The 26,643-nt window shown below is 57.3% G+C and carries 30 protein-coding genes and 1 tRNA gene; 9 read left to right on the top strand and 22 right to left on the bottom strand.

The window, feature by feature from the left end; translation table 11 throughout:
• Positions 1 to 188: 188 nt before the first annotated feature.
• From NA619_RS07310 to aspS, 16 genes are all read right to left on the bottom strand, one after another.
• Entirely contained in the window at positions 189 to 1,685 is a 1,497-nt protein-coding gene (locus tag NA619_RS07310; RefSeq protein ID WP_255961110.1) for an acetyl-CoA hydrolase/transferase family protein, read from the bottom strand.
• Between the two features lie 201 nt (positions 1,686 to 1,886).
• Positions 1,887 to 1,962: transfer RNA gene (locus NA619_RS07305), tRNA-Lys, on the bottom strand.
• Between the two features lie 60 nt (positions 1,963 to 2,022).
• Positions 2,023 to 2,694 (bottom strand): 7-cyano-7-deazaguanine synthase QueC, encoded by a 672-nt coding sequence (gene queC, locus NA619_RS07300; protein ID WP_255961109.1) that lies wholly within the window; start codon positions 2,692 to 2,694, stop codon positions 2,023 to 2,025.
• 53 nt (positions 2,695 to 2,747) lie between these two features.
• Positions 2,748 to 3,395, bottom strand: a complete 648-nt coding sequence (gene queE / locus NA619_RS07295; protein WP_255961108.1) for a 7-carboxy-7-deazaguanine synthase QueE — start codon at positions 3,393 to 3,395, stop codon at positions 2,748 to 2,750.
• A 117-nt stretch (positions 3,396 to 3,512) separates the two neighbouring features.
• The gene (gene ybgF, locus NA619_RS07290; protein ID WP_255961107.1) at positions 3,513 to 4,343 is read right to left on the bottom strand and encodes a tol-pal system protein YbgF; all 831 of its coding nucleotides are present in this window, start codon (positions 4,341 to 4,343) and stop codon (positions 3,513 to 3,515) included.
• A gap of 6 nt (positions 4,344 to 4,349) precedes the next feature.
• The gene (gene pal / locus NA619_RS07285; protein WP_255961106.1) at positions 4,350 to 4,856 is read right to left on the bottom strand and encodes a peptidoglycan-associated lipoprotein Pal; all 507 of its coding nucleotides are present in this window, start codon (positions 4,854 to 4,856) and stop codon (positions 4,350 to 4,352) included.
• A 50-nt stretch (positions 4,857 to 4,906) separates the two neighbouring features.
• On the bottom strand, positions 4,907 to 6,208 hold the full coding sequence (gene tolB, locus NA619_RS07280) for a Tol-Pal system beta propeller repeat protein TolB (RefSeq protein WP_336605446.1): 1,302 nt from the start codon (positions 6,206 to 6,208) through the stop codon (positions 4,907 to 4,909).
• Entirely contained in the window at positions 6,205 to 7,206 is a 1,002-nt protein-coding gene (gene tolA, locus NA619_RS07275; RefSeq protein ID WP_255961105.1) for a cell envelope integrity protein TolA, read from the bottom strand. The genes tolB and tolA overlap by 4 nt, the downstream gene beginning before the upstream one ends.
• Positions 7,206 to 7,658, bottom strand: coding sequence for a protein TolR (gene tolR / locus NA619_RS07270; protein WP_122165123.1), 453 nt, complete (start codon positions 7,656 to 7,658; stop codon positions 7,206 to 7,208). Before tolR ends, tolA begins: the two co-directional genes overlap by 1 nt.
• A gap of 12 nt (positions 7,659 to 7,670) precedes the next feature.
• Positions 7,671 to 8,363 (bottom strand): protein TolQ, encoded by a 693-nt coding sequence (gene tolQ / locus NA619_RS07265; protein WP_255961104.1) that lies wholly within the window; start codon positions 8,361 to 8,363, stop codon positions 7,671 to 7,673.
• A gap of 2 nt (positions 8,364 to 8,365) precedes the next feature.
• A complete protein-coding gene (gene ybgC, locus NA619_RS07260; protein ID WP_255961103.1) occupies positions 8,366 to 8,809 on the bottom strand; it encodes a tol-pal system-associated acyl-CoA thioesterase in 444 nt (147 codons plus the stop codon).
• 51 nt (positions 8,810 to 8,860) lie between these two features.
• A complete protein-coding gene (gene ruvB, locus NA619_RS07255) occupies positions 8,861 to 9,913 on the bottom strand; it encodes a Holliday junction branch migration DNA helicase RuvB (RefSeq protein ID WP_255961102.1) in 1,053 nt (350 codons plus the stop codon).
• Positions 9,913 to 10,518 (bottom strand): Holliday junction branch migration protein RuvA, encoded by a 606-nt coding sequence (ruvA, locus tag NA619_RS07250; RefSeq protein WP_255961101.1) that lies wholly within the window; start codon positions 10,516 to 10,518, stop codon positions 9,913 to 9,915. Before ruvA ends, ruvB begins: the two co-directional genes overlap by 1 nt.
• Before the next feature lie 82 nt (positions 10,519 to 10,600).
• Positions 10,601 to 11,125 carry a crossover junction endodeoxyribonuclease RuvC gene (ruvC, locus tag NA619_RS07245; RefSeq protein ID WP_255961100.1) on the bottom strand — a complete coding sequence of 175 codons (525 nt, stop codon included), beginning with the start codon at positions 11,123 to 11,125 and terminating at the stop codon, positions 10,601 to 10,603.
• 143 nt (positions 11,126 to 11,268) lie between these two features.
• Positions 11,269 to 12,015, bottom strand: coding sequence for a YebC/PmpR family DNA-binding transcriptional regulator (locus NA619_RS07240; RefSeq protein ID WP_255961099.1), 747 nt, complete (start codon positions 12,013 to 12,015; stop codon positions 11,269 to 11,271).
• Between the two features lie 76 nt (positions 12,016 to 12,091).
• A complete protein-coding gene (gene aspS, locus NA619_RS07235; protein WP_255961098.1) occupies positions 12,092 to 13,867 on the bottom strand; it encodes an aspartate--tRNA ligase in 1,776 nt (591 codons plus the stop codon).
• 372 nt (positions 13,868 to 14,239) lie between these two features.
• Here aspS and NA619_RS07230 point away from each other — a divergent pair, with 372 nt between their 5' ends.
• Both NA619_RS07230 and NA619_RS25045 read left to right on the top strand, forming a co-directional pair.
• Positions 14,240 to 14,710, top strand: a complete 471-nt coding sequence (locus NA619_RS07230; RefSeq protein WP_222911317.1) for a Dps family protein — start codon at positions 14,240 to 14,242, stop codon at positions 14,708 to 14,710.
• A gap of 284 nt (positions 14,711 to 14,994) precedes the next feature.
• Positions 14,995 to 15,633 (top strand): cold-shock protein, encoded by a 639-nt coding sequence (locus NA619_RS25045; RefSeq protein WP_272891672.1) that lies wholly within the window; start codon positions 14,995 to 14,997, stop codon positions 15,631 to 15,633.
• Positions 15,634 to 15,695: 62 nt separating this feature from the next.
• Here NA619_RS25045 and NA619_RS07220 read toward each other — a convergent pair whose 3' ends face one another.
• Positions 15,696 to 15,902 carry a SlyX family protein gene (locus tag NA619_RS07220; RefSeq protein WP_255961097.1) on the bottom strand — a complete coding sequence of 69 codons (207 nt, stop codon included), beginning with the start codon at positions 15,900 to 15,902 and terminating at the stop codon, positions 15,696 to 15,698.
• A 5-nt stretch (positions 15,903 to 15,907) separates the two neighbouring features.
• Positions 15,908 to 16,330, bottom strand: a complete 423-nt coding sequence (locus NA619_RS07215; protein ID WP_255961096.1) for an HIT domain-containing protein — start codon at positions 16,328 to 16,330, stop codon at positions 15,908 to 15,910.
• Between the two features lie 462 nt (positions 16,331 to 16,792).
• Here NA619_RS07215 and NA619_RS07210 point away from each other — a divergent pair, with 462 nt between their 5' ends.
• From NA619_RS07210 to NA619_RS07195, 4 genes are all read left to right on the top strand, one after another.
• On the top strand, positions 16,793 to 18,073 hold the full coding sequence (locus tag NA619_RS07210; RefSeq protein WP_255961095.1) for an OprD family porin: 1,281 nt from the start codon (positions 16,793 to 16,795) through the stop codon (positions 18,071 to 18,073).
• 161 nt (positions 18,074 to 18,234) lie between these two features.
• Positions 18,235 to 19,950 (top strand): proline--tRNA ligase, encoded by a 1,716-nt coding sequence (locus NA619_RS07205; RefSeq protein ID WP_255961094.1) that lies wholly within the window; start codon positions 18,235 to 18,237, stop codon positions 19,948 to 19,950.
• 8 nt (positions 19,951 to 19,958) lie between these two features.
• Complete coding sequence (locus NA619_RS07200; protein WP_255961093.1) at positions 19,959 to 20,906, top strand: hypothetical protein; 948 nt, start codon at positions 19,959 to 19,961, stop codon at positions 20,904 to 20,906.
• Between the two features lie 7 nt (positions 20,907 to 20,913).
• Entirely contained in the window at positions 20,914 to 21,486 is a 573-nt protein-coding gene (locus NA619_RS07195; protein ID WP_255961092.1) for a lytic transglycosylase domain-containing protein, read from the top strand.
• 18 nt (positions 21,487 to 21,504) lie between these two features.
• Here NA619_RS07195 and NA619_RS07190 read toward each other — a convergent pair whose 3' ends face one another.
• Positions 21,505 to 21,960, bottom strand: coding sequence for a TlpA family protein disulfide reductase (locus NA619_RS07190; RefSeq protein WP_255961091.1), 456 nt, complete (start codon positions 21,958 to 21,960; stop codon positions 21,505 to 21,507).
• 27 nt (positions 21,961 to 21,987) lie between these two features.
• Complete coding sequence (locus NA619_RS07185; protein WP_255961090.1) at positions 21,988 to 23,208, bottom strand: virulence factor BrkB family protein; 1,221 nt, start codon at positions 23,206 to 23,208, stop codon at positions 21,988 to 21,990.
• 158 nt (positions 23,209 to 23,366) lie between these two features.
• On the opposite strand from NA619_RS07185, the gene arsC reads away from it, so the two are divergent.
• The 3 genes from arsC to NA619_RS07170 are packed head-to-tail and all read left to right on the top strand — an operon-like array spanning position 23,367 to position 24,725.
• Positions 23,367 to 23,720 (top strand): arsenate reductase (glutaredoxin), encoded by a 354-nt coding sequence (gene arsC / locus NA619_RS07180; protein ID WP_255961089.1) that lies wholly within the window; start codon positions 23,367 to 23,369, stop codon positions 23,718 to 23,720.
• Complete coding sequence (gene wrbA, locus NA619_RS07175) at positions 23,717 to 24,322, top strand: NAD(P)H:quinone oxidoreductase (RefSeq protein ID WP_255961088.1); 606 nt, start codon at positions 23,717 to 23,719, stop codon at positions 24,320 to 24,322. Before arsC ends, wrbA begins: the two co-directional genes overlap by 4 nt.
• Positions 24,315 to 24,725 carry a DUF2069 domain-containing protein gene (locus NA619_RS07170; RefSeq protein WP_255961087.1) on the top strand — a complete coding sequence of 137 codons (411 nt, stop codon included), beginning with the start codon at positions 24,315 to 24,317 and terminating at the stop codon, positions 24,723 to 24,725. The genes wrbA and NA619_RS07170 overlap by 8 nt, the downstream gene beginning before the upstream one ends.
• A gap of 95 nt (positions 24,726 to 24,820) precedes the next feature.
• Here NA619_RS07170 and hda read toward each other — a convergent pair whose 3' ends face one another.
• Entirely contained in the window at positions 24,821 to 25,525 is a 705-nt protein-coding gene (gene hda, locus NA619_RS07165) for a DnaA regulatory inactivator Hda (RefSeq protein ID WP_255961086.1), read from the bottom strand.
• On the bottom strand, positions 25,522 to 26,610 hold the full coding sequence (locus tag NA619_RS07160) for an AI-2E family transporter (RefSeq protein ID WP_255961085.1): 1,089 nt from the start codon (positions 26,608 to 26,610) through the stop codon (positions 25,522 to 25,524). The genes hda and NA619_RS07160 overlap by 4 nt, the downstream gene beginning before the upstream one ends.
• Between the last annotated feature and the right edge of the window lie 33 nt (positions 26,611 to 26,643).

The raw sequence follows: 26,643 nt of genomic DNA, 5'->3' as shown, positions 1-26,643 counted from the left end.
GAGGCAAAGTTTACGGAGGTAGTGAGCAAGGAGAGCCGCGAAGAGCGAAGCATCCCCCCTGCCCTTTCCCAAGGGGGCGGAATACTATCCGAAGCTTTCAGAAAAATGAAAGCAGAGAGGGGAATAACGAAATACTGGCCTGAAAAGCGAGAAGCCCGCCAACTTGCGTTGGCGGGCTTCCGGTTGGCTTACTTGCCCTTGAGCATATGACCACGCTCTTCGAGATTGGTATGCCAATCCATGGCTTCATGCAATAGGTGTGGCGTCTGACCACCCTTCTTGCAGGCCGCATCGAAGTAGGCGTTGAGCGCATCGCGGTAAGACGGATGCACGCAGTTGTCGATGATCACCCGCGCGCGCTCACGTGGCGCCAGGCCGCGAAGATCGGCAAGGCCCTGCTCGGTCACGAGAATGCTGACGTCATGCTCGGTGTGATCGACATGGGCAACCATCGGAACGACGCTGGAGATATTGCCGCCCTTTGCAATCGACTTTGTGACAAAGATGGCCATGTGGGCGTTACGCGCGAAGTCACCCGAACCGCCAATGCCATTCATCATCTTGGTGCCGCCAACGTGGGTAGAGTTGACGTTGCCGTAGATGTCGAATTCCAGCGCGGTGTTGATGCCGATAATGCCGATACGACGCACCAGTTCCGGATGGTTGGAGATTTCCTGCGGACGGAGGATCAACTTGTCCTTGTACTTCTCCAGATTACCGAAGACGCGATTGTTGCAGCGCTCGGACAGCGTGATGGAACAGCCGGACGCGAACACCATCTTGCCAGCGTCGATCAAATCGAACGTGGAGTCCTGCAGGACTTCTGAGTACATCACCAGGTTTTCGAACGGAGAGTCGATCAGGCCGCACATCACAGCGTTGGCAATGTTGCCGATACCTGCTTGCAGCGGGCCTAGGCTGTTGCTCAGACGCCCCGCATCAACTTCCTTCTTGAAGAAGTGAATCAGATGATTTGCGATAGCCTGAGTTTCATCGTCCGGCGGCGTGACGGTTGAATAGGAATCTGGCTGATCGGTGATTACGATCGCTGCAATTTTGGCAGGATCAATCGGAATGGCGCCCGTTCCGATACGGTCATCGACTTTAAGAAGCGGGATCGGCTGACGGTTCGGACGCTCACCCGGAATGTAAATGTCGTGCAAGCCTTCCAGGTTAGGGTTATGGGCCAGGTTCAGCTCGATGATGACCTTGTCGGCAAACAGAGCCAAGTTGGCTGAGTTACCCACAGACGTGGTGGGAACGATGTGGCCCTGCTCGGTAATGGCAACCGCTTCGATGATCGCGATATCTGGCTTCTTGATCTGATGGTTGCGCATCTGCTCAACGGTATGAGAGAGATGCTGGTCAATAAACATGACCTCACCACTGTTGATCGCCTTGCGCAGCCCTGCGTCAGCCTGAAACGGCATACGACGGGACAGCAGCCCGGCCTCAGCCATCAATCCGTCCAGGTCGTTACCGAGGCTGGCGCCGGTGATCAGGCTGATCTTCAGCGGGTTGTCCTTGGCACGCTTGATCAGCGCCATAGGAACGGCCTTGGCTTCGCCAGCGCGCGTAAAACCACTCATGCCGACAGTCATGCCGTCGAGAACGTGGGTAGCTGCCTCGTCGGCGCTCATGACCTTGCTATGCAGGGAGGACAGGCGGATGCGATCAGAATACATTTGAGCCTCGAACCACTGTGAAATCGGAAGACCGGAGTCTAGTACGTTTGAAGACGCTCGGGGCATCTACCAAGGTCGTAGAGAATTCGACCTTAATAACCGCACCGCTCGCTCTTTCTTATATGACTATAAACTGCGGGCATAAAAAAACCGGAGAGCCTTTCTGGCTTCCGGCTTTTCTTTCTCCTTCAAAGGAGAATTTGGTGGGTCGTGTGGGATTCGAACCTACGACCAATTGGTTAAAAGCCAACTGCTCTACCAACTGAGCTAACGACCCGTTGCGGTGCGCATGATACTGATTTGATTGATTAAATCAACCGGATTTTTTAAATAAATGTTAGAAGTAGCGTGTCGGATCTTCAATCCCTGCCGACTCGAAACCTGCTGCCCGGAGGCGGCAGCTATCGCAAACCCGACATGCACGGCCGTCATCGTCAGCCTGATAGCACGACACCGTCATTGAATAATCGACACCCAGCTGTACACCCGTTTTTACAATTTCAGCCTTGCTCATGTCTTGCAGCGGAGCGCGGATGGAGAAGCTCAAACCTTCAACTCCAGCTTTTGTCGCCAGGTTTGCCACGCGCTCGAACGCCTCGATGAACTCCGGCCGACAGTCAGGGTAGCCGGAGTAATCGACGGCATTTACCCCAATGAAGATGTCCCGGGCACCCAGCACCTCTGCCCAGCCCAGCGCAAGCGAGAGAAACACCGTGTTTCGAGCTGGCACATAAGTCACGGGAATGCCCTCACCCAGCTGCTCAGGCACAGCGATAGCGCTATCGGTCAGCGCTGACCCGCCTATGCCATCGAGGTTGATCCCAATGACTTTATGCTGCACCGCGAGCTGGCGGGACACACGTTCTGCCGCGTGTAATTCAGCGCGATGGCGCTGGCCATAATCAAAACTCATGGTGTAGCAGGCATACCCTTGCGCCCTTGCAATTGCAACGACGGTGGCCGAATCGAGCCCTCCGGAAAGAAGGATTACAGCTTTCTTGTCAGTCATTGACCCACCTGCTTGATACTGAACTCTGGACGAGGGTGAATGCATCCGCAGGCTCAGTGGCCAGGCGCATCATTCCAGAGAATCTTGTGGAGCTGGAGCTGCAGCCGCACGGGAAGGTTGTCCGCGATGATCCACTCGGCCAACGCACGAGCATCGAGCTGTTCTTGGCTGGGCGAGAACAACACCTCCCCCGCCCTGGCGTCTAATCGAAACTCGATAAGTTTGGATACAGCCCAGTCGTAGTCTTCTCGAGAACAGATGACGAACTTGACCTGATCATTGGCGGTTAGATGGCCGATGTTGTCGTATAGATTCCGGCCCGACTCAGCGGAACCCGGCGTCTTCAGATCAACAACACGACTTACGCGCGCGTCCGTATCGGAGATGTCCAGCGCACCACTTGTTTCCAGTGACACCTCGTATCCCGCGTCGCATAGCTGTCGCAGTAAGGGCAAACAGTTCGGCTGGGCCAGCGGCTCGCCACCAGTCACGCAAATATAACGGGGGTTATAGGAAGCGACCTGCTGCAAGATCACCTCGAGCGGCATAATCTCTCCACCGCTAAATGCGTAAGCGGTGTCGCAGTATTGACAGCGCAGGGGACAGCCGGTCAGGCGAACGAATACCGTGGGCAGGCCACTGGTACGAGTTTCCCCCTGCAGCGAAAAGAATATCTCTGTTATTCGCAGGGTATTTTGCATATCTGGCCACGGGCGTGACGGCTAAACAGGCCATCCGCCTCCGTTGCGGAAAAGGGTGGGAATTCTAACGAAAAAAACCCGCCATAAGGCGGGTCATTTGAGCATCAACAGCATCGTTTACCGATTTAGCTGTCGCTGGGCCAGCTGTGCTGCCGAAGAATTCGGATAGTCAGCAATGACCTGCCGAAGGATACCGTTGGCCTTGTCTCGATTGCCAAGGCGAACCTCGACATCGGCAAGCTTGTAAAGAGAATCAGGCACTTTGTTATGCTGCGGGTAAGCTTGGCTGACCTTGGCAAAAGCCTGGCCAGCACCCTGGAGATCACCCTTGGCGAGATTCACTTCACCTAACCAATACTGAGCATTGCCGGCGTACGGACTGAGAGGATACTTACGAAGAAAGGCAGAGAAAGCCTGACTGGCCTTATCAAAATCTTTTGCCTTGATCAGATCGAAAGCGGCATCGTAGTACAGTTTTTCCTTTTCGGGATCCGCCGACTCACCACCTGCAGCCTGTTGCGTGGAGCCACCGGAGGGCGGTGACTGCAAAGAACCGCCGGCATCAATAGCGCCAGCAGCTGAAGAATTCTGGCTAGCCGATCCGCTCGAAGCGGTATTCGACAAGCGACTGTCCAAATCCTGATAACGCTCCAGGCCCTCTCTTTTGAGGCTCTGAATTTCGTTCTGTTGCACTTCGAGCATGCCGCGCAGCTGCGCAATCTCTTCCTGCATCTGCTGCAACTGAACGAAGAGCATGCCCTGCGCTGAAGACGGAGCCGAAGCCCCGCCCCCAGCATAAGCACCGCCAGCATCCGCTCCGGACGAATAACCCGACCCAGACGAGCCACCCTGGGCTTGCGAGTCATAGTCAACAACCGGAACCTGAGCTCCCGCAAAAAACGGAAGACCAAGTGCAATGAGCGTTAGAGCGAAACGGTGCTTAAGCATGGCTTATTACTTGCGCAGTTCGACGCGACGGTTCTGAGCCCAGGACTGCTCATCGTTACCCATGGCAACCGGACGCTCTTCACCGTAGGAAACCAGTTCGAGCTGAGCAGGGGATACGCCCTGCAGAACCAGATAACGCTGGACTGCTTTGGAACGACGCTCGCCCAGAGCCATGTTGTATTCGCGAGTGCCGCGCTCGTCAGTGTGGCCTTCCAGGACTACACGGTTGCCAGCAGACTGCAGGTCCTTGGCGTGAACGTCCAGAGCGCGCATGGCCTCTGGCTTCAGGTCGGAACTATCGTATTCGAAGTAGAAAGTAGTGATGGCGCGCAGGGCAGCCTCTTCACCGCTCATGCTACCGTCGACAGCACCGCTGTCTGCGCCGTAGCCGGCGTTAGGGTCGATGGCAGAAGAACCTTCGCCTGAATCGTCGCCACCTTTGGACGAACAACCAACAGCAACGGCCATAGCCAGAGCCAGCGCAGCAAACTTACCGAATTTAAGCATTTCCATTTGTAGCAACCCCAGGTGTGTTTTTGGTTAGGTAAAGCATTAATACCGCATCAGTTCAGGTAAGGGGACCACGATGGCTCACGGACTTCGCCTTGAGCAGTAGGAAGCGGGAGCCTAATTCGACCATTGATAGATACGAGCATCAAGACTCCCCGGCCCTGCTGGCGGGTCGCGTAGATTAGCATGGTGCCATTAGGCGCAACAGTGGGCGACTCATCTAAACTCGTTTCCGAAAGCAGCCTGAGATTACCGCGTTGCAAATCCTGCGCTGCCACTTTGAAATTGGTGTAGCCGTCCTGACGATGAATCATTACCAGCGTCTTCTCGTCCGCTGATAATTTTGGATTGGCATTGTAATTACCAACGAAGGTAACGCGTTCAGCGCTATTGCCGCCCAGACGCTGCTTGTAGATCTGCGGTTTACCTGCACGATCCGACGTGAAGTAGATGGTTTGACCATCAGCACCCCAGAAAGGCTCCGTATCGATCGCGTAATGATTAGTCAGGCGCTGCAGCTGACGAGAGCCAAGGTCCATCACGTAAATTTCAGGATTACCGTCCTTGGACAGGACGAAAGCCAAGCGATTACCATCCGGCGAGAACGCAGGAGCGCCGTTCAGCCCTTCAAAATTGGTGATCTGCTCCCGACGACCGGTATCAATGTGCTGCATGAAAATACGCGGGCGCTTCTGCTCGAAGGATACATAAGCGATCCGACCACTATCTGGGGAGTAGCGCGGCGACAGGATTGGCTCCCTGGACTGCAATAGCGTTACTGCTCGTGCGCCGTCGTAATCGGAACGCTGCAGGGTATATCGGGTGTTCGCCCCGCCAAGACGCTCAACGGTCACATACAGCAGTCGAGTCGAAAACGCGCCCTTGATACCTGTCAGTTTCTCGAACGCCTGATCGGAGGCGTGGTGAGCCATGTCTCTCAACTGATCCTGACCACCGCCGACGGTACCGGTCATTACCTGCTGCTCAGTGGTCACATTGAAAACTTCGTAACGGATCTGAAGCTTGCCTCCCGAAGGTTCGATATTGCCAACCATGACGTATTGGGCACCCAGCGCCTTCCAGTCACGGAAGATGATCTCGCTTCCGCGTGTCGGGAGGCTGATCATGTTTTGTTTGGGGACAGGCTCGAAGATGCCTGAGTTGCGCATATCGTTGCCAATGATATCGGCCATGTCTTCTGGAAGGACGCTTCCGCCTTGCCACCCAAACGGCACGACCGCGATCGGGATTGCGCGATCGGCGCCACTGGTAACGACAATGTTCTTCTCTTGCGCTACGGCGCTGCCGAACACAAAAAATAGAAGAACGATTAAACCTCGAAGGTGATTGATCACAACGCTAGATCCTCAGGCGTGAATGTCATCGTGAACGAGCGATACGGCTGGAATTCCTGAGCGGTGAGCCCCTGCATTTCAGTCAACCGACCAATATTCTTCACCGCGGCGACCGCGGAATTGTCAAACGGTGCATCTCCACTGGAACGTGAAACAGTAACGGCCGTAATGGTCCCGTCAGGCAACATGTTCACGCGAAGAGAAACCGACATGTTATTGCGAGCCGAGGGCGGACGAGACCAACCTTCTGCTGCCCGAATGCGAATCAGATCATCGAAATTGCCGGAAGTTTGATCGCCCTGCGTATCAGCCATGGCCTGCTGACGCTGAGTATCCTCTGACAACAATTCAGCAAGCGCCTGAGCCTTCTTATCTTCGGATGCCTTGCGTGCCGCCTCAGCGGCTTTCTTCTTCGCGTCATCGGCAGCCTTTTTCTTCGCAGCTTCGGCTGCCGCTTTTTTCTTTGCATCTTCAGCGGCTTTCTTTTTTGCAGCCTCGTCAGCCGCCTTCTTTTTGGCTTCTTCGGTAGCTTTTTTCTTTTCCGCTTCGTCGGCTGCTTTTTTCTTGGCTATATCGGCCTGCTTCTTCTGCTCAGCCTTTTTGGCCTCTTCAGCTTTCTTGGCGTCCGCAGCCTTCTTTGCAGCATCGGCCTTCGCTACATCGGCTTTTCGAGCCTCGTCAGCTTTTTTTTGTTCCGCGGCTTTTGCAGCGACCTGCTTTTGCTGCTCTACCTTGCGCTGCTCCATCTGCTCCGCTTCGTACTGCTTTGCAGATGTCTTCTGCGCCTCACCCGCAATTTTCTGATTAGTCTGGGTTTTCGCCTGGCTCTGTGACTTCAGCTGATAGAGAGTGGCTTGGACGAATGGCTTGGATGGTGGCAGCTCCGGTGTCATGGCGAAGCTGACGAACAGCATCCCGAACAGGATGACATGCAAACCCACCGCCAAAATCGTCGGCCAGTAGAAGCTCTCTGAGCGGGAACGTTCCGGCTGCTGCATCAAGGTGCCTCGGTAATCAAGCCGACGTTACCGACACCGGCTTCCTGCAACCCACCCATAGCAGACATTACAGACCCGTAGTCCACCGCCTTGTCGCCCCGGACGAACACCTGTACCTGCTTACCCTGGCTACGGTTCTGATTCATGATTGCCGTGACGGCTTTGGTCATCTCTTCAAGCGTCAACGCCTGATCCTGAACGGTATCGGTGTCAACCTCGCTACCGATGTTCCAGAAATAGGTCTTGTCTGCCTTGATCGAGACGGTCAGGACACGGGCGTCATTATCCTGCGGCAGCACCTCGCTACTGACCTTTGGCAGATCGACCTTCACGCCCTGATTGAGCATGGGCGCCGTCACCATGAAGATCACCAGCAGCACCAACATCACGTCGATGTAAGGTACGACGTTCATCTCGGCGACTGGTTTGCGTCTGTTGCGAATTCTTGCCATGGCCTGCGGGCCTCAGTCTTCTGTGGTGTGAACTTTGCGATGGAGAATCGCCTGGAACTCATCGGCAAAGGTGTAATAACGACCGATGAGCATTTCGCCACGAGCGGAGAAGCGGTTGTAGGCAATGACTGCTGGGATCGCTGCGAACAGACCGATGGCTGTCGCGATCAAGGCCTCAGCGATACCCGGTGCCACGGTCGCCAGAGTCGCTTGTTGTACCTGCGCGAGACCACGGAATGAGTTCATGATGCCCCACACGGTACCAAACAGGCCGATGTAAGGACTGGTGGAACCTACCGTTGCAAGATACGGCAGGCTTTGATCGAGCTTTTCCTCTTCACGCGATATCGCCACGCGCATCGCCCTGTTGACGCCATCCATCACTGCGTCCGGATCGACGCCTTGCTGCTGGCGGAGGCGGGAAAACTCCTTGAATCCTGCCCGGAAGATCTGCTCGACGCCGGAATCAGGATCGGGATTGCTACCGGCCTGGCGATACAGTTTCGAGAGGTCGATGCCTGACCAGAACCGCTCCTCGAAGCTATCCAGAGCGCGCTTTGCCGCGCGAAGCATGTTGCCGCGCTGGAAAATGATGATCCAAGAGGTCACCGAGGCGCCCACCAGAATGAGCATGACCAGCTGAACCACAAAGCTGGCATTGCTGATCAGGCTCCACATGGACATATGATCGACGTTGGCTTCCACGCTTACTCTCCTGCAGGGGGTAGACCCGCCCCGGCGAACGCTGCACGCAACGCATCGGGAATGGGACGGGGTTTCAAACTCTCGGTGCGCACGCAGGCCACCACAAACTGCCCTTCGCAGAGCAGCACATCATCCTTCGCTCGCCGCACTTGCTGCATGAAACGCAGGCTTGCACGCTTGAGCTCAATCACCTCGGCCGTCACCAGCAGTTCATCATCGAGACGCGCCGGCGCGTGATATCGCGCCTCGCTCGAATGCACGACGAAAAGCAGGTCTTCACCCACCAGCTGCGACTGGGCAAACCCCAGACTGCGCAACCGCTCGGTACGGGCCCGCTCCATGAACTTGAGATAATTGACGTAGTAAACGATGCCTCCCGCATCGGTATCTTCGTAGTAGACACGACACCGATGGGAGAACGGTTGAGCATGTGATTCCGCGCGCATACTAGTGCCAGGCCCTGCAAATGCCAATCGGGTTAAACAAAGAAATATTTGTCACTCTGTTTCGCTGCCGAAAAGGTCTGGGGTGGGTGAATCACCCATGCGTTTTGGCAGGTTCAAGCCAAAGTGGAGGTAGGCGTGACGTGTGACGACCCGGCCGCGCGGGGTACGCATGATGTAGCCCTGCTGGATCAGATAAGGCTCAAGCACATCTTCGATGGTATGCCGCTCTTCGCTGATGGCAGCAGCCAGGCTGTCGATACCCACAGGCCCTCCATCGAATTTTTCGATCATCGTCAGCAGCAGGCGGCGATCCTGATGATCCAGCCCGCGCTCATCGACATCGAGCATATTCAGGGCGAGGTCGGCGGTGGTACGGGTGATCTCGCCATTGCTGCGCACCTCGGCAAAGTCACGTACCCGGCGTAGCAGGCGGTTGGCAATCCGAGGGGTCCCTCGGGCGCGGCGTGCAATCTCGACGGCGCCTTCCGTCTCGATTGTCAGGCCGAGAATACCGGCGGAACGGCTGACAATGGTTGCAAGATCGGGCGTCGAGTAGAACTCCAGGCGCTGCACGATACCGAAACGGTCACGCAGCGGATTGGTCAGCATCCCAGCGCGGGTCGTGGCGCCCACCAGCGTGAAAGATGGAAGGTCGAGCTTGATCGAGCGGGCAGCCGGTCCTTCGCCGATCATGATGTCCAACTGGAAGTCCTCCATTGCCGGATAGAGCACTTCTTCAACGATTGGCGACAACCTATGAATTTCGTCGACGAACAGCACGTCGCCTTCTTCAAGATTGGTCAGCAGCGCGGCCAGGTCACCAGGCCGTTCAAGAACGGGACCCGATGTACTTTTGATGGATACTCCCATCTCCTGGGCAATGATATTTGCCAGTGTGGTCTTGCCCAACCCGGGAGGGCCGAAGATAAGCGTGTGATCGAGGGGCTCATTTCGTGCGCGAGCGGCTCGAATGAAAAGGTCCATCTGCTCACGCACGACCGGCTGACCTATATAGTCAGCGAGGCTCAGCGGGCGGATAGCCCTATCGAACTGCTCCTCGCGGTCGCGGCCAGTGCCGGTGATGAGACGATCGGCTTCGATCACTAGACCATTCCCTTCAACGCACGGCGGATCAGGTCTTCACTGCTCAAATCGTCTTCCTGCACGGCGGATACGGCACGGCTCGCCTCTTGCGGCTTGAAACCAAGGGAGATCAATGCGCTGACCGCATCTGTCTCGGCGCTTGAGACTGCCACAGTCCCGCGGGGTTCCACCACCAGGTTGGCGATGGACGGCATGGTCTCCCAAGCCTTGAAGCGATCTTTCAATTCGACCAGCAGACGCTCGGCGGTCTTTTTGCCGACACCCGGGATCTTCACCAGCACAGATGTATCTTGCGCCTGAACACAGCGGACCAGCTCATCGACCTCGAGCCCGGACATGAGTGCCAGGGCAAGCTTCGGGCCTACACCATTGAGCCTGATCAGCTCCCGAAAAAGCTCTCGATCGCGCTTTTCCGCAAAGCCATACAGCAGATGCGCGTCTTCGCGCACAACGAGATGTGTATGAAGCGTGACCGGCTCCCCCACCGAGGGCAGCCGATACAGAGTGGTCATGGGAACTTCAAGCTCATAACCGACGCCATTGACTTCAAGTATCAGATGCGGCGGCTGCTTTTCCGCCAATGTGCCACGTAAGCGTCCAATCACTGCGGTGCGTCCTCGTTCGACCGGCATACAGCGGGCCGTAGCGTTCAACTATCTTCCCCGACGACGGCATCGGGACGACGAATTACAGCCGCAGGCGCCCGCCTCTTCGCTTGGCGCCAGCAAGCCCATGCGGAATAAGGCTTTGACGATGATGGGCATGACACAGCGCGATCGCCAGGGCATCGGACGCGTCAATCTGCGGTTTCTGAATCAACTTGAGAAGGTGCATGACCATCATCTGCACTTGCTGCTTGTCCGCGCCGCCCGTTCCGGCGATCGCCTGCTTGACCTGCGTAGCGGTGTACTCAGCAATCTCCAGCCCCTGTTCCGCCGCGGCGACGATTGCTGCACCACGGGCCTGGCCGAGCTTGAGTGCTGAATCTGCATTGCGCGCCATGAACACCTGCTCGATGCCCATGGTCACCGGGCCATGTAAACGAATCACTTCGCTGACCCCGACAAACACCGCCTGCAATCGGGCGGATAATTCACCGCTCCCGGTGCGGATACAACCGGATGCTACGTACTCGCAACTGCGACCCGTATCTCGCACCACACCATAGCCAGTGATTCTTGAACCAGGGTCAATCCCTAGAATGAGCGTCATGCCATTGCCGCACTGTTTATTTATCCAGGCGTGAGTATAGGGAGGTCGCAACGCTCCGGCCAGAGTCAAAACCCAGTCCTGGATCAGGCGATAAAAAGCCGGAAGCGCAACAGGGCACTTCCGGCATCGGGATCTGAGGCCAATCAGTCCAGCTGTTCCAGGATCTCGTCTGATATTTCCGCGTTGTGGTAGACGTTTTGTACGTCATCCAGGTCTTCCAACGCATCGATCAGGCGCAGAACCTTCTGCGCGGTTTCGACGTCGCCAAGCGGAGCAGCAATGGAGGGGATCATGGCTATATCCGCCTCCTCGCCCTTGAAACCTGCCGCTGTCAGCGCCTCGTTCACTGCGTGGAAGTCGGCAAAGCTGGTGGAAACCAATGCCGATCCGTCGTCACCCATCTCGACGTCGTCGGCTCCAGCTTCAAGAGCCGCTTCCATCAATGCGTCCTCGTTTACGCCCGAGGCGAAACTGATCTGACCCTTGCGATCGAACATGTAGGCGACCGAGCCGTCCGTACCGAGGTTGCCGCCGTGCTTGCTGAAGGCATGTCGCACTTCGGCCGCCGTACGATTACGGTTGTCGGTCATGGCCTCGACGATGATCGCAACACCGCTTGGCGCGTAACCCTCGTAGGTCAGCTCCGCCATATTGTCGGCATCATTGGTGCCGGCCCCACGTGCGATGGCGCGGTCGATGGTGTCGCGCGTCATATTGGCGACAAGGGCTTTATCGACTGCCAGACGCAGACGCGGATTGTCCGCAGGTATCGGTCCGCTCTTCGCCGCTACAGTCAGCTCGCGAATGATCTTGGTGAAGATCTTGCCGCGCTTGGCGTCCTGGCGACCCTTGCGATGTTTGATGTTGGCCCATTTGGAATGACCAGCCATTAACTGCCTCCCTTTCTGATCAACTTTTCTCTTGCTGAAACCAAGAGCCCAGGTTTCCCTGGGCTCCAGCACGCCATCATTCGGCCTTCGGTTGCTCGCGCAGGCGAATGTGAAGCTCTCGCAATGCCTTGCCGTCCACTGAGCCCGGCGCCTGCGTCATCACGTCCGCAGCACTTTGAGTCTTAGGGAAGGCGATCACTTCGCGAATGGATTGCGCGCCAGTCATCAACATCACCAGGCGATCAAGGCCGAATGCCAGGCCGCCATGTGGCGGAGCACCGAACTTGAGCGCATCGAGCAGGAAGCCGAACTTCTCGTCCTGCTCCGCTTCATCAATGCCCAGGATGCGGAACACGGTCTGCTGCATTTCCTTGCGGTGAATACGGATCGAACCCCCGCCCAGCTCGGTGCCGTTAAGCACCATGTCGTAAGCTCGCGACAGCGCGCCGGCCGGATTGGCCTCGAGTTCTGCAGGCGAGCACTTGGGTGCAGTGAACGGGTGGTGCAGCGCACTCAGAGAGCCGTCATCGTTCTCTTCGAACATCGGGAAGTCGACGACCCACATTGGCGCCCACTCGCAAGTCAGCAGCTTGAGGTCATGGCCAAGTTTGATGCGCAGCGCGCCGAGCGCTTCAGAGACGATCTTGGCTTTGTCAGCACCGAAGAAGACGATATCGCCATCGACCGCACCCACTCGATCAAGGATGACGTTGAGCTTGTCTTCCGGGATGTTTTTGACGATGGGCGACTGCAGGCCTTCAACGCCCTTGGCTCGCTCGTTGACCTTGATGTAGGCCAACCCCTTGGCGCCGTAGATGCCGACGAACTTCGTGTAATCGTCGATCTGCTTACGCGGCATGCTGGCGCCACCGGGCACACGAAGTGCGGCGACGCGGCATTTCGGATCGTTGGCCGGACCGCTGAAAACCTTGAATTCCACTTCTTGCAGTTGGTCTGCGACGTCAACCAACTCGAGCGGGATTCGCAGATCTGGCTTGTCCGAGCCATACCTGCGCATCGCTTCTTCGAAAGGCATGTGCGGGAAGTCGCCGAACTCGACACCCAACACTTCCTTGAACAGCTTGCGCACCATGCCTTCGGTAATGCCGATGATGTCGGACTCATCGAGGAAACTGGTTTCGATGTCGATCTGGGTAAATTCCGGCTGACGGTCAGCACGCAAGTCTTCGTCACGGAAGCACTTGGCAATCTGGTAGTAACGATCGAAGCCAGCCACCATCAGCAACTGTTTGAACAGTTGCGGCGACTGCGGCAAGGCAAAAAAGTGACCCGGATAGGTACGACTTGGGACCAGATAGTCGCGTGCGCCCTCAGGTGTCGGACGGCCAAGAATGGGGGTTTCTACATCGAGAAAACCATTCTCGTCGAGGTACCGACGGATGCTGGTGGTAATGCTCGAACGTAGCTTGAGCTTCTCCGCCATCTCCGGACGGCGCAGATCGATGAATCGGTAGCGCAGGCGGGTTTCTTCGCCCACATCGCTGTATTCATTGAGGGGGAACGGCGGCGTTTCTGCCTCATTCAATACTTCCAGTTCGTAACCCAGAACTTCGATGGCACCGGAAGTCATGTTGGGGTTGACTGCTCCGGCCGGACGCAGACGCACCTTGCCAATGATCTTGACGACGTATTCGCTACGTACTTTATCCGCCGCAGCGAAGGTTTCCGCGCGATCCGGGTCGAACACGACCTGAGCCAGACCTTCACGATCACGAATGTCGAGGAAGATGACCCCGCCGTGGTCACGGCGGCGATGAACCCAACCGCATAGAGTAATTTCCTGGCCGTCCAGGCTTTCGTTCAACTGGCCGCAATAGTGGCTGCGCATCATGGTGGGGTTCGCTTCTCGTATCTTGAAAATTCGTAGGATCGCTCGACTCGCGATTGGACAGACGGCTCCATTAACAGCGCACACTGAGCAGCTAGCCTGAGGTCGCAGGCAGGTAACTGCGGGGATCGATGCGCGCCTGGCCCTTGAGACAAACGAGCCGCCCGATACAAGCGCGGGATTATATCTGCATAATTGCCTCAACGCAGCCGGCGCCGATAGCCTCAGGCAATCAACACGATAGCGATCACTTTTGAACCGAAGCTGGTCAAGTCCTTCAAACGAACATCGAGGCTGGCGACAGTTTACCGCTTCACTATGTGCCTTCAATTTCTGGCATAAATGCCTTTGAATTCATCAAAACGGGAGAGAACCATGGAAATCGACATTGGTATTGCCGAACAGGATCGCGCCGCAATCGCGGAAGGTTTGTCCCGCCTGCTGGCTGATACCTACACGCTGTATCTCAAGACTCACAACTTCCACTGGAACGTGACCGGACCGATGTTCAACACGCTCCACACTATGTTCGAAACCCAGTACACCGAGCTCGCTGTGGCCGTGGACGACATCGCCGAGCGCATTCGCGCACTGGGATTTCCTGCGCCAGGCACCTACGCGGCCTACTCCAAGCTGTCGTCGATTAAAGAGCAGGAAGGCATTCCGTCTGCTGATGAAATGATCAAGTTGCTGGTCGAAGGCCAGGAAGCGGTCGTACGGACAGCGCGGGGAATCTTCCCTCTTCTGGAGAAGGTAAGCGACGAACCTACTGCCGACTTGCTGACCCAGCGCATGCAGATCCACGAGAAAACTGCATGGATGCTGCGCAGCCTGCTGGCCGCGTAACGCTGCCGCATGGCCTCGCCGATCCGATAGCCGCCCCCGCGCGGCTATTTCACTTACGCTGTCACCTCCATATCTGATGAGTCGAGCAAGGCGAGTCAGCCGTTTCCTCTTCCTTTCTAAAAGGCAGCGATTTGAGCCGCGCCCTCCTTTACTGTTAAATTCGCGCGCGCCGCAGGCTGGGCACCATCAATTACGAGCGATCGCTCCACTCTCCCGCTCAGCTTCTCAACATGCCCTTATGCCTGCCGCTTTCAGTCGTGCTATTTAACCGTGAGCCATTAACGATGCTTAAGATCATCCATGTGTTAACGGGCGTCGCCGCCCTTGTACTGTCATTCGTCCCCAGCCTGACTGGCGGAACGCCATTTCTGGTACAGCCAGAAGCGCTTTGCTTGATGTTGCTTGGTTTGCTGAACGTTCAGTTCGCGTCAAACGTGCAGCTGGCTACCGATGGCCGGAACCGCCCCATCCTGCTAGGTGCATCCGTATTGCTGATCGCTGCTGCGGCAATACAGGCCGCGGTATTGTTGATCCCAATGTCGGAATTTGCCGACCAACCTGCGACGCTCGCCAGCCTTGTGCTCGCACTGATCGCCGTATTGCTGCAGCTTGCAACGACTCAATCCAAGGCTACCGTGACACCCCATCGCAATACAGCATCGACGCCGCGCAGAACCCAGCAGGCTAATGCAGTCGTGCCGGCCGCCGGTCGCGAGAGAGGCACCGTCAAGTGGTTCAACACATCGAAAGGCTTCGGCTTTATTTCCCGGGACAGCGGTGACGATGTATTCGTCCATTTCCGGGCGATCCGCGGTGAAGGCCATCGCGTTCTGGTCGAAGGTCAGCGTGTCGAATTCACCATCATGATGCGTGACAAGGGCCTACAGGCCGAAGACGTCGTCGCCGCTCAACCAGGTCAGTGATCATCTGCGGCAGGACTGTTCAAGTCCTGCCGCAGTACGCCCGCCTCCGCTAAACACTCTGATCAATAATGCGGCGGAGGTGCTTCATCCTCGTCGCCGCCCAACCTACCTTGCATGTCCTCCTGCCGCCTCGCCAGCAAACCGAGCTGCGCCTGCAGCCGATCTAAGCTGCGCTGCTGCGCGACAAGCACATCATTCAATGTCTGGATGGTGTCATCCTGAAATGCCAAGCGGGCTTCCAGATCAGCTATACGCTGCTCAATCTCCATATCACTCACTCCGCGAACGTGAAGTTGTCGGTCAGTACCAATTTGAGCTTCCGCTTGATTGCCTCGACCTGCTCTGCAGCATACGGGCTAGCAGGATGACGGCCCCATACCGGTGCGGGCCATGCTGCATCATCCCGACGTCTAGCGATGACGTGAACGTGCAGCTGACTGACCACATTGCCCAGGGTCGCAATATTCATCTTGTCCGCACCAAAGGTATCTTTAACTATCTCGGCAAATGCCGACGTCTCTTGCCATAAAAGCTGCTGATCCGCGGCGCTCAGCTGAAAAACCTCGCTGACCTCCTCAAGCCGGGGCACGAGAACGAACCAGGAATAGCTCGCATCATTCATCAACAACAACCGACACAATGCAAAGTCCCCAATGAACAGCGTGTCCTGCTCCAGGCGTGTATCGAGAACGAACATAACGGCTCTCCAATTTTTTGATGAAAATCAACCACCACACATGGCGGGGGTAACGTTCGCAAAAAGAATAACTCAGCAGACCTTCATCGCTGGCAAGACCGACGCACCAGCACAGTGCGCTCACACGGCTTCCCAGCCCAGCTTTGGCGCGCTCCGCGGCACCCACCGAGTGAAAATCTCCCCATAAGCCGGCGTTTCCGATTTGTGCACACTTCTTGCTGTAAGGTAAAAAACCACCGCGGGAGGGGGAGGAAAATCGGAAATAGCTGAGTTAAGCTTGCTGGCGCTAGTTTACCCAGCTACACAGTAATTCTCGGAGATACATTCCAGGGCTTGCTGCTGGTCTCTACCAGTTGGGCAAACAAAGGACTCAATTGAGCTTGTATACCGAAAATAAAGATGCCTCTTTCCGGCGCACGCTGGAAAGCAAGCACCAATTTGAAACCAAAGGAGCAATCACGAATGAAAGTGATGAAGTGGAGCGTTATCGCCATGGCCGTTGCGGCCGGCACGTCGCAAATGGCACTGGCGTCCAGCCAGTCTGAATCGGAAGGCTTCGTTGAAGGCAGCAGCCTGACCATTCTGAACCGCAATCTCTACATGAACCGTGATTTCCGTGATAACGGCGCTGGCGGAACTGAGGAGCGCGGACAGAGCTATCGTGAAGAATGGGGCCATGGCTTCATTGGTACATTCGAATCCGGCTTCACCCAAGGCACCATCGGCGTCGGTGTCGACGCCATTGGCCTGCTAGGTGTCAAGCTGGACACAGGCCGAGGCCGCAACGGCAACGGCCTGTTCCCCACAAGCGATGATGGCCGCGCTCAGGATGATTACTCAGAAGCTGGTGCCGCAATCAAGTTCCGCGCATCCAATACCGTGCTCAAGTACGGCACCCAATTCGTTGCTCTACCCGTATTCTCAACAGATGACAGCCGCCTTCTGCCCGAGACCGCCGAAGGGTCTCTGATTACTAGCAGCGAAATCGAAGGCTTGGAACTGAATGCTGGCCGCTTCACAGGCCTGAACGGTCAAGCAGCCACAGCCAGCGATAGCGCCAACGGCGGCGCGCTTGAAAGCATCAACCTCCTGGGTGGTACTTACGCAATCAGCGATGCGCTGAGCGCTTCTCTGTACTACTCCGACGTAGAAGTCCATGAGGCGGCGGACTACGAGAAGTTCTACGGCAACCTCAATTACAACATGGAGCTTGGGGCTGATCAGTCGCTGGCTTTCGATTTCAACATCTACAAGTCCGACGTTGATGCTGCGGATAGCGACAACACCATCTGGAGCTTGGCTAGCACATACAGCTTTGGTGCTCACGGCCTCACCGTGGCTTATCAGCGCTCAAGCGGCGACGCAGGTTATGGATACGGCGTGGATGGCGGCGGTACCGTGTGGCTTGCCAACTCGGTTCAGTACTCCGACTTCAACGGTGAAGACGAGAAGTCCTGGCAGGCGCGTTACGATCTGAACATGGCTTCATACGGTGTGCCGGGCCTGAGCTTCATGACCCGCTACATCAGCGGTTATGACATCAGCACCCCAACCGGTACCGGTGAAGAGCGCGAATGGGACGTTGAAGCCAAGTACGTCGTACAAGAAGGCGCAGCTAAGGACCTTTCGCTTCGCCTCCGCCATGCCAAGTACTGGTCGGACTCGGATTACGCGCCAGTCTACGAGAGCTCAGATCTCACAGATGTACGCCTGATCGTCGAGTACCCGCTGAGCATCCTGTAATCCAGGTCACTCAGTTGTAACTCGCGTTAAAAAAGAAGCCCGGCACCCGCCGGGCTTCTTTTTTTCACTCCAATCACCTTTCCCTAACCATTCTGTACGCCACACTGCGACCGCCGTACAATGCCGAGCCAAATTCCGCTCTGCAAGGACACAACGGCCACATGCGCACCAGTCAGTTCCTGCTCTCGACCCTCAAAGAAACGCCTTCCGACGCCGTCGTCATCAGCCATCAGCTGATGCTGCGAGCCGGGATGATTCGCAAGTTGGCTTCGGGCCTCTATACCTGGATGCCAATGGGGTTGCGCGCTCTGCGCAAGGCCGAAGCCATCGTTCGCGACGAGATGAACAAGGCCGGCGCGCTGGAAGTACTGATGCCTGCCATCCAGCCAGCTGAACTCTGGCAGGAATCCGGGCGCTGGGAGCAGTACGGCCCCGAACTGCTGCGAGTGAAAGATCGTCATGACCGAGAGTTTTGTGTTGGTCCTACCCACGAAGAAGTCATCACCGACCTGGCGCGCAACGAGCTGAACAGCTACAAGCAGTTGCCGATCAACTTCTATCAGATTCAGACCAAATTTCGCGACGAAATCCGCCCACGTTTTGGGCTGATGCGTGGCCGTGAATTTCTGATGAAGGACGCCTACTCCTTCCATGCGGACCAGCAGTCGCTGCAGGAAACCTATGACCGCATGCATCAGGCGTACTGCAATATCTTCACTCGTCTGGGTTTGAACTTCCGACCTGTGCAAGCTGATACCGGGTCGATCGGCGGCACTGGCTCGCATGAATTCCACGTGTTGGCTGACTCCGGCGAAGACGATATCGCCTTCAGCGACAGCTCCGACTACGCGGCGAACATCGAGAAAGCCGAGGCGATCCCGCGTGAGGCCGAGCGCGGCGCCGCTACAGAAGAGCTGCGCCTGGTGGATACGCCGAATTGCAAGACCATTGCAGCCTTGGTTGAGCAATTCCAGCTTCCAATTGAAAAAACCATCAAAACCCTGCTTGTGCGGGGTACTGAGAAAGGCCAGCTGGTCGCATTGATCGTTCGTGGCGATCATGAACTGAACGAAATCAAGGCTGGGAATCTGGCACAGGTCGAAAGCCCGCTGGTATTCGCGACAGAGGCTGAGATACGCGACACCATGGGCGCTGGCCCTGGTTCTCTGGGCCCGCTGAACCTGCCGATTGCCTGCATCATTGATCGCTCGGTCGCGCTGATGAGCGATTTTGCGGCAGGCGCCAACCAGGAAGACAAGCATTATTTTGGTGTCAACTGGGAGCGAGACTTGCCGCTACCGGAAGTTGCGGATATTCGAAACGTGGTTGCAGGCGACCCAAGCCCAGACGGACTCGGCACGCTGATCATCAAGCGCGGCATCGAAGTTGGTCACATCTTCCAGCTGGGCACCAAATACAGTGAAGCGATGAACTGCAGCGTAATGGGTGAGAATGGCAAGCCGGTCATTTTGACCATGGGCTGTTATGGCATCGGCGTATCGCGGGTCGTGGCAGCGGCGATAGAGCAGAACTACGACGACCGCGGGATACTCTGGCCCGAGGCGCTGGCCCCGTTCCAGATCGCTCTGGTCCCGATGAAATACGATAACCCGGCTGTTCGTGAAGCGACCGATAACCTGTATGCCGAACTCACCGCAGCCGGCTACGAAGTGCTGCTGGACGACCGTGACAAAAAGACTAGCCCCGGCGTCAAATTTGCCGATATGGAGTTGGTGGGGATTCCGCACCGCATCGTTGTGGGCGATCGCGGACTTGCCGATGGCACACTGGAATACAAGCATCGTAGAGATGCCGAAAGCCAGGCCATTCCCGCCGCTGACATCATTGAGTTCATCAACTCTCGCGCCAATCGCTAACGGACATCATGCTCAACCGAAGTGTTTCAATCTGCGCCACGCTTAGCGTGGCGCTTTTCATGAGTGGCTGCGCCAATCAGCTGCCTCAGCGCAGCGAACACGAAGCCCGTACCGAGCGCAAGTTGCTAGACCACAGCCTGCGCATAGAAGTGGGAGCTCCCCTGCTGGAGCTGCCACAGCGCCGTATTCGCGTGCTCGACCAGAAGACTTTCGAAGTCACTGACTTCGAGGTAACCCGTCGCTATGACCGCTATACGCCGTACCAGCCATGGCGAGAGCTGTACGAGATCCCGATGGGTGCTGTCGCCGTCGTCGCGGGCGTCGGCGCCAATGTGCTGAATGTCGTATTGCTCGGCAACCTGCCTGAAAGCGCCACCCGCGACTGGATCAGCTATGGTTTCGCCGGCCTCAATCCCTTCGTCAACGTGGAATCCAACGGTCGCTCGCAGCAGAATTTGGCCAGTATCGACGAGCAGCGTCGGGACGCCCGGCTTGAGTATTCCAGCTTGCCCTGGGCTGACCGTCCTGTGCTGGTAATGGCTGGCAACCAAACCCATGAATTAAGCACCGACCGTAATGGTGTGCTGCGCCTGAATCTGCTGGATGGACCCTTCGCCGATCAGGACATCAGCCAGGTTGGCAAACTTCAACTTCAGGTCGAGGACCCGCAGGACGCGACTCGTGCCGACGCCATGCTGCTGGTCAGCAGGAGCCTGCGTGGCAAGCTTCTCGAAGCTCACGACCTAATCTTCAATGACCTGGAAGGCGATGACGTCAGTGAGTGGGTGCATCGTGTCAAACGCCTATCGGAGCTCGGTCTCGAAGAAGAGGCCAGCGAGCTCGAGCTAAGCCTGATCGAGTTGACCCGCAACGATCCCGATCTGCAGCAGGAATTCCTTCACAGCCTCATGCAGGACGCTGGGCGCCAAGCTCGCGATCCGGGCGAAGACGACTAGACGCACCATGAAAGTGCTTTTCTGCCTCGGGCTGTTGGCTTTGATTGCCGCCTGGCCGGCGTACGCAGCCGTTCGCCAGGCACCAGAGCCGGAGTTGCGTGCATTGATGCAGCGCACCGTAGCCGAAGCCGAAAGCTTTCAGGATCGCTTCGACGCAGAAGTCTGGCTGCTGGACATGTCGACCCGTCTGAAGCGATATGTCTCAGATCCACAGGAGCGTTTGACGCTGTTACGCCTGGTCCATCAGGAAGCGAGTAAGGCGGGGCTGAAACCGGACATTGTGCTGGCGCTGATTCACGCCGAGAGTCGCTTCGACCGTTTCGCCATCTCCAGCGTTGGCGCACAAGGCATGATGCAGGTGATGCCTTTCTGGAAAGCCGAGCTAGGGCGCCCACAGGACAATCTCACCGATAACGCCACGAATCTTCGCTATGGCTGCACCATCCTCAGCTATTACCTGAAGAAGGAAAACGGAGATATGAACCGGGCTCTGGCACGCTACAACGGGAGCCTCGGCAAGCATCACTACCCGGCGAAGGTGATCGGCTTCTGGCAGGACTTCTGGTACGTGAGGCCCTAGCGCACCAGCGCGGGTCAATTACTTCTGCTGCAGCTTTTCCAGGCGAGCCAGCAGCCCTTCTGCCGTTTGCTCGCCGACCAGGCTATCCCGCACCTTGCCATCAGCGTCAACGATGTAGGTGACCGGCAGTACCGCACTGCGCGGCAGGTCAAGCCGCTCGGCGGGGTCGACGCTCAACACCCTGAACTCGATGCTCAGCGCTTTCGCCGCCTCAGACAGCTCATCTCCCTGCAGCCCATCGAAATTCACCCCAAGAACCGTAATGTCATCCCTGGATTCATCCAGTGCATTCAGTTCAGGTATCTCGGTCCGACAGGGGCCGCACCATTCGGCCCAGTAATTGATAAGCAACCATTGATCATTCAATTGCTGAGTGGTGACTGCAGCTCCGTGCTGGTCAGGGCCCCAATCCTCTGAGCAGCCGGTCAATATCAGGCCGGCAAGCAGACCGAGCAATCCTAATGGTCGATTCATCGTCTCTTTTCCTTGTACTAGGCTGATTCAGTCCCGCCGCGCCTGCAGCCAATCCGCCACGCTGCCACCAAACAGACTGGACTGTTCCTTGCGCAACAGCTCAAGGGATTGCCGCAACGTGGGATACCAGGGCTCGTCCAAGTGCTCGGGCAAACCCTGCCTGCCCGAGAGAGGCCAGGGATTGCAGCGCATAAGTTGATCGAAGCTGTAGTGATTCAGGTCGCGGCATAACACCCACCCCGAAGAGCCTGTCCTGCAGACGAGCTGTTCGCGCTCGAAAAACTCAAGGATTTCGTCCCACTCGTCTTCCGGTAGCTGCCAACCGCTTCGATGTGCATCACGCAAGCGCACTTCGCGCCCGGCCTGCTGGCTCTCGAACAGCACCCTCAACAAACCAAGCATGACCAGCAGGCGCGGCACCGAGCGCCGCCGCCACTGCTGTGACGAAGACATGCCACACACCAACTCCGCGCCAAAGAGCACGATCATCCAGGACAGATAGACCCAGAGCAGGAACAGCGGAACCGCCGCGAAGGCACCATAGATCAGCTGATAGCTGGGGAAATAGCTGACATATAGACCGAACAACTGCTTGGCGGCCTCGAATAGCACGGCAGTGAAAACGCCGCCAACCAAAGCATGCCTCAAGGGCACACGGGTGTTCGGGACTGCTGCATAGATAAGCGTGAACGCAGCGACGCTGAGCACCAGCGGCATCCCCTTCAGAACAGTACGCGCGCCAATCAGCGCGTGCGGGCCGGAAATCATCGACAGCGAGGTGATGTAGGTGCTCATGGCGAAGCCAGCACCAAGCAGCAGAGGCCCAAGGCTGAGAATGGCCCAGTACAGCAAAAAGCTCGAGATGCCACGTCGCGGCTGGCGCACTCGCCAGATGACATTGAACGCTTTCTCGATGGTGAGCAGCATCATCAGTGCTGTCGCCATGAGAAACCCCACGCCGAACCAAGTCAGTTGCCGCGCCTGATCGGTGAACGCGACGAGATATTCCTGAATCGTTGCGCCAGTGGAAGGGATGAAGTTGCTGAAGATGTACATCTGGATCTGCTCACCCACCCCTTGAAATGCGGGGATCGCCGAGAGCATGGCGAAGGTGACGGTCATCATCGGGACCACCGCGAACAGCGTGGTATAGGTCAAGGCGGCGGCGCTGTGTGGGCCGCGGTCCGCCAGAAAGCGCTGCACCAGAAAACGGCCAAACTCTACAAAATCCTTGATCCGCTGCTGCATTCCATCCCCTCGGTGGCATTGCGATTGTCGAGACCTACGTCGCAGGCTTATGACAAGCGAAAGCCTACCTTGGCAGACAGTCGTCTGCGAGCAGCGTTTCAGGCCTTGCCGGATTGAAGGGTAGAATGGCCGCCAATACTGGCGCGAAGTAACCCCTGATGACCGAACTGACGCTTTATCACAACCCACGCTGCTCGAAATCGCGAAACGCACTGGAACTGCTCGAACAGCGTGGCCTGCCCCTGACCATCGTCCGCTATCTGGAAACCCCACCCTCAGCAGCTGAACTGGAGCAGATCGTTGCCCTCCTCGGCATCGATCCACGGCAGCTGCTGCGGACAGGGGAAGATGAATACAAGGCGCTCAACCTGGCCGATCCAGCCCTGACGGACGATGAAATCCTCAACGCCATGGCGGCACATCCGAAGCTGATCGAGCGCCCCATCCTGATTGCAGGCAATACTGCCGTCATCGGCCGCCCGCCTGAAAAAGTGTTGGAGATATTGCCATGAGTACGGCTTACGTTCTGGTGCTGTATTACAGCCGCCACGGCGCTACTGCGGAAATGGCGCGTCAGATAGCCCGAGGCGTCGAGCAAACGGGGCTTGAGGCTCGGCTGCGCACTGTGCCATCCGTATCTACCGAGTGCGAAGCAGTAGCGCCCACAATCCCCGAGCAGGGCGCGGTCTACGCCACTCTTGATGACCTGAAAAATTGTTCAGCCCTGGCGCTTGGAAGCCCTACGCGCTTCGGCAACATGGCAGCTTCGCTAAAATATTTCCTCGATGGCACCAGTGGGCTCTGGCTAACGGGAGAACTCGTCGGAAAACCCGCCGGAGTCTTTACCTCAACCTCGAGCTTGCACGGTGGCCAGGAGACGACGCTGCTTTCCATGCTGCTGCCGTTGCTGCATCACGGAATGCTTGTGCTGGGCCTGCCCTATAGTGAGAACGCGCTGCTCGAGACCCGAGGTGGCGGCACCCCTTACGGGCCGAGCCACCATGCTGGAGCAGACGGTAAGCGCCTGCTGGACGAGCACGAAATCAGCCTCTGTCGCGCACTGGGCCAACGCCTCGCGCAAACAGCCAAGCGCCTGGAGAATTCCCGTGGCTAGAAAGCCCAAGCCCCTTCCTTCGCTCGATTGGCTGACGCCTCGTGTGAAAATCAGCCGCGCGATCAGCCTGGCTAGCTTCATTGGCCTCGCGGCATTATTGCTCGTCTGGAATCTGGCATTCGCCGACCTTCATGGCGCACGCACCTGGGTCGTTGTAGGCATTCAATTGATCCCGCTGTTGCTGGTCGCCCCGGGGATGATCTCGGGCAGCCCGCGAGCCCACGCCTGGACCTGCTTTATCGTTAACCTTTACTTTATTCAAGGCGTACTGGCTGCGATCAATCCGGCCCGGATGGTTTATGGCTGGCTCGAGGCGATCATCAGCCTGACGCTGTTCATCAGCGCCCTCCTCTATACCCGCTGGGCTTATCAATACGGGCGCAAAGCGGCTGGGGAGAGCTGAGAAAGTCGCACGCACGTGACTCATTCGGCTTGCGCTGGGCTGGGCTTTAGATTCAGAGATTACAGGTGGAACGTCCACCCTCAATGCCAGACGAACTACCAGCCGAGCGTCTCTTTGAGAAAAGGGATGGTCAGCTTGCGCTGAGCCTGTAGCGACGCCTGGTCCAACCGATCGAGAAGCTCGAACAACGCACTCATGCTACGGGCGCCGCGGGTGAGGATGAAACGCCCGACATCATCCGGCAGGTTCAGACCACGGCGTGAAGCTCGAAGCTGCAGCGCCCGCAGCTTGTCTTCGTCGGAAAGCTCCTGCAGTTGAAACACCAGCGCAAGACTCAGGCGAGACTTGAGATCCGGTAGTTGCACGGCGATTTCGCGTGGCGAAGCGTCGGCAGCAAGCAGCAGACGCCTGCCACTGTCGCGCAGGCGGTTGAAAAGATGAAACAACGCTTCTTCCCAGATCGGATCGCCTGCAATTGCGTCCAAATCATCCAGACAGACCAGCTCGCTCTGCTCCAGATTGTCCAACAGCGCCGGACCATATACGGCCACCTCGGCCAGTGGCAGATAGACCGCCCGCTCACCGCGCTGCTCGACGCGCAGGCAAGCGGCCTGCAGCAGGTGACTGCGCCCGACACCGGTGTTGCCCCACAGATAGATCAACTCGTCGGACCAGCCCGCCTCTGGCGAGCAGACTCGCTCGACATAACCCAGCGCCGCAGCGTTGGCGCCCGGGTAGAAGTTGGCGAATGTGGCATCGTCGCGAAGGCGGATACCGAGGGGAAGCTGAATGGGTTTCATGGTTGGCGAGTGGGATCTACCGGCGGCTCAGCGTAAAGGTCGGAGAGTTTATAGAGATCATGAACATGGCGCAGTAGAACCATGATCACGGCCGCTACTGGCAGCGCCAGCAGCACGCCGGTAAACCCGAACAGCTGCCCACCCGCCAGCACCGCAAATATGACTGCTACCGGGTGCAGACCGATCCGGTCACCGACCAACAGCGGCGTCAGCAGCATGCCTTCGAGCATCTGACCCACGGTAAACACCGCGGCGACACCCAGCAGTGGGTAGGGCTCCAGGCCAAACTGGAACAACACAGCGATCACAGCAGCGCCTATGCCCACCACGAACCCCATGTACGGCACGATACTCGCGAGGCCGGCGAGAACACCGATCAATAGCCCCAACTCGACCCCGACCAGCATCAGTCCAGCCGAATACACGATGGCCAGCGCCAGCATTACCAACAGCTGGCCCCTGAGAAAGGCGCCGATCACCTCATGACATTCTCGCATCAGCGCCATGACCGTTTCCTCGCGACGCCGCGGCAACAGTGTCCGCAACTTCGCCATGATCAGATCCCAGTCGCGCAACAGGTAAAAGCAGACCACCGGCACGAGCAATAGATTGGCAAGCCACGCCAGCAGCGCAATGCTCGAAGCGGTCGCCTGGCTCAGAATCACAGCCACGACATCCTTGGTGCTGCCGAGATTCGACGAAAAGGCACTCTTGATCTGATCGAAACGCCAGAACTCATCCTCCAGACCGAAGCGCACCTGCACCCAGGGCAGCGCCGTCAGCTGGAGCCAGTCGAGCCCCAGAGGCGCCAGCTGATACAGATGCATGAGCTGCTTGCCCAGCATTGGCACGAGCACCAAAAGCAGCACCAGACACACCAGACTGAACAACGTAAAAACCACTACCACGCCCCAGGTTCGGGACATACGGCAGCGCTCCAGCCGGTCGACCAAGGGGTCCCCCAGATAGGCCAGCAGAATCCCGACAAGGAACGGCGCAAGGATTGGAGAAAGCTGATAAATCAGCCAGCCAAGCAGCAACAGCGCCGCCAGCCAGAGCCAGCGGTTGGTATGAGAGATGGTCATGTTCAAGACGCCGTGCTCCGGTTGGTACGATCC

It is taken from the genome of Stutzerimonas stutzeri (assembly GCF_024448895.1).
Classification (GTDB): domain Bacteria; phylum Pseudomonadota; class Gammaproteobacteria; order Pseudomonadales; family Pseudomonadaceae; genus Stutzerimonas; species Stutzerimonas stutzeri_Q.
This window is presented reverse-complemented; position numbering and strand designations above follow the sequence as displayed.

Coding starts and splice junctions, on each gene's coding strand:
- ybgF (WP_255961107.1), bottom strand. CDS start 4,343: ATGCTTAAGCACCGTTTCGCTCTAACGCTCATTGCACTTGGTCTTCCG.
- NA619_RS07160 (WP_255961085.1), bottom strand. CDS start 26,610: ATGACCATCTCTCATACCAACCGCTGGCTCTGGCTGGCGGCGCTGTTG.
- NA619_RS07220 (WP_255961097.1), bottom strand. CDS start 15,902: ATGGAGATTGAGCAGCGTATAGCTGATCTGGAAGCCCGCTTGGCATTT.
- tolR (WP_122165123.1), bottom strand. CDS start 7,658: ATGGCAAGAATTCGCAACAGACGCAAACCAGTCGCCGAGATGAACGTC.
- NA619_RS07190 (WP_255961091.1), bottom strand. CDS start 21,960: ATGAATCGACCATTAGGATTGCTCGGTCTGCTTGCCGGCCTGATATTG.
- NA619_RS07200 (WP_255961093.1), top strand. CDS start 19,959: ATGCTCAACCGAAGTGTTTCAATCTGCGCCACGCTTAGCGTGGCGCTT.
- arsC (WP_255961089.1), top strand. CDS start 23,367: ATGACCGAACTGACGCTTTATCACAACCCACGCTGCTCGAAATCGCGA.
- NA619_RS07215 (WP_255961096.1), bottom strand. CDS start 16,330: ATGTTCGTTCTCGATACACGCCTGGAGCAGGACACGCTGTTCATTGGG.
- queC (WP_255961109.1), bottom strand. CDS start 2,694: ATGACTGACAAGAAAGCTGTAATCCTTCTTTCCGGAGGGCTCGATTCG.
- queE (WP_255961108.1), bottom strand. CDS start 3,395: ATGCAAAATACCCTGCGAATAACAGAGATATTCTTTTCGCTGCAGGGG.
- NA619_RS07195 (WP_255961092.1), top strand. CDS start 20,914: ATGAAAGTGCTTTTCTGCCTCGGGCTGTTGGCTTTGATTGCCGCCTGG.
- ybgC (WP_255961103.1), bottom strand. CDS start 8,809: ATGCGCGCGGAATCACATGCTCAACCGTTCTCCCATCGGTGTCGTGTC.
- NA619_RS07185 (WP_255961090.1), bottom strand. CDS start 23,208: ATGCAGCAGCGGATCAAGGATTTTGTAGAGTTTGGCCGTTTTCTGGTG.
- NA619_RS25045 (WP_272891672.1), top strand. CDS start 14,995: ATGCTTAAGATCATCCATGTGTTAACGGGCGTCGCCGCCCTTGTACTG.
- pal (WP_255961106.1), bottom strand. CDS start 4,856: ATGGAAATGCTTAAATTCGGTAAGTTTGCTGCGCTGGCTCTGGCTATG.
- aspS (WP_255961098.1), bottom strand. CDS start 13,867: ATGATGCGCAGCCACTATTGCGGCCAGTTGAACGAAAGCCTGGACGGC.
- tolA (WP_255961105.1), bottom strand. CDS start 7,206: ATGCAGCAGCCGGAACGTTCCCGCTCAGAGAGCTTCTACTGGCCGACG.
- wrbA (WP_255961088.1), top strand. CDS start 23,717: ATGAGTACGGCTTACGTTCTGGTGCTGTATTACAGCCGCCACGGCGCT.
- NA619_RS07210 (WP_255961095.1), top strand. CDS start 16,793: ATGAAAGTGATGAAGTGGAGCGTTATCGCCATGGCCGTTGCGGCCGGC.
- hda (WP_255961086.1), bottom strand. CDS start 25,525: ATGAAACCCATTCAGCTTCCCCTCGGTATCCGCCTTCGCGACGATGCC.
- NA619_RS07205 (WP_255961094.1), top strand. CDS start 18,235: ATGCGCACCAGTCAGTTCCTGCTCTCGACCCTCAAAGAAACGCCTTCC.
- NA619_RS07240 (WP_255961099.1), bottom strand. CDS start 12,015: ATGGCTGGTCATTCCAAATGGGCCAACATCAAACATCGCAAGGGTCGC.
- NA619_RS07230 (WP_222911317.1), top strand. CDS start 14,240: ATGGAAATCGACATTGGTATTGCCGAACAGGATCGCGCCGCAATCGCG.
- NA619_RS07310 (WP_255961110.1), bottom strand. CDS start 1,685: ATGTATTCTGATCGCATCCGCCTGTCCTCCCTGCATAGCAAGGTCATG.
- ruvC (WP_255961100.1), bottom strand. CDS start 11,125: ATGACGCTCATTCTAGGGATTGACCCTGGTTCAAGAATCACTGGCTAT.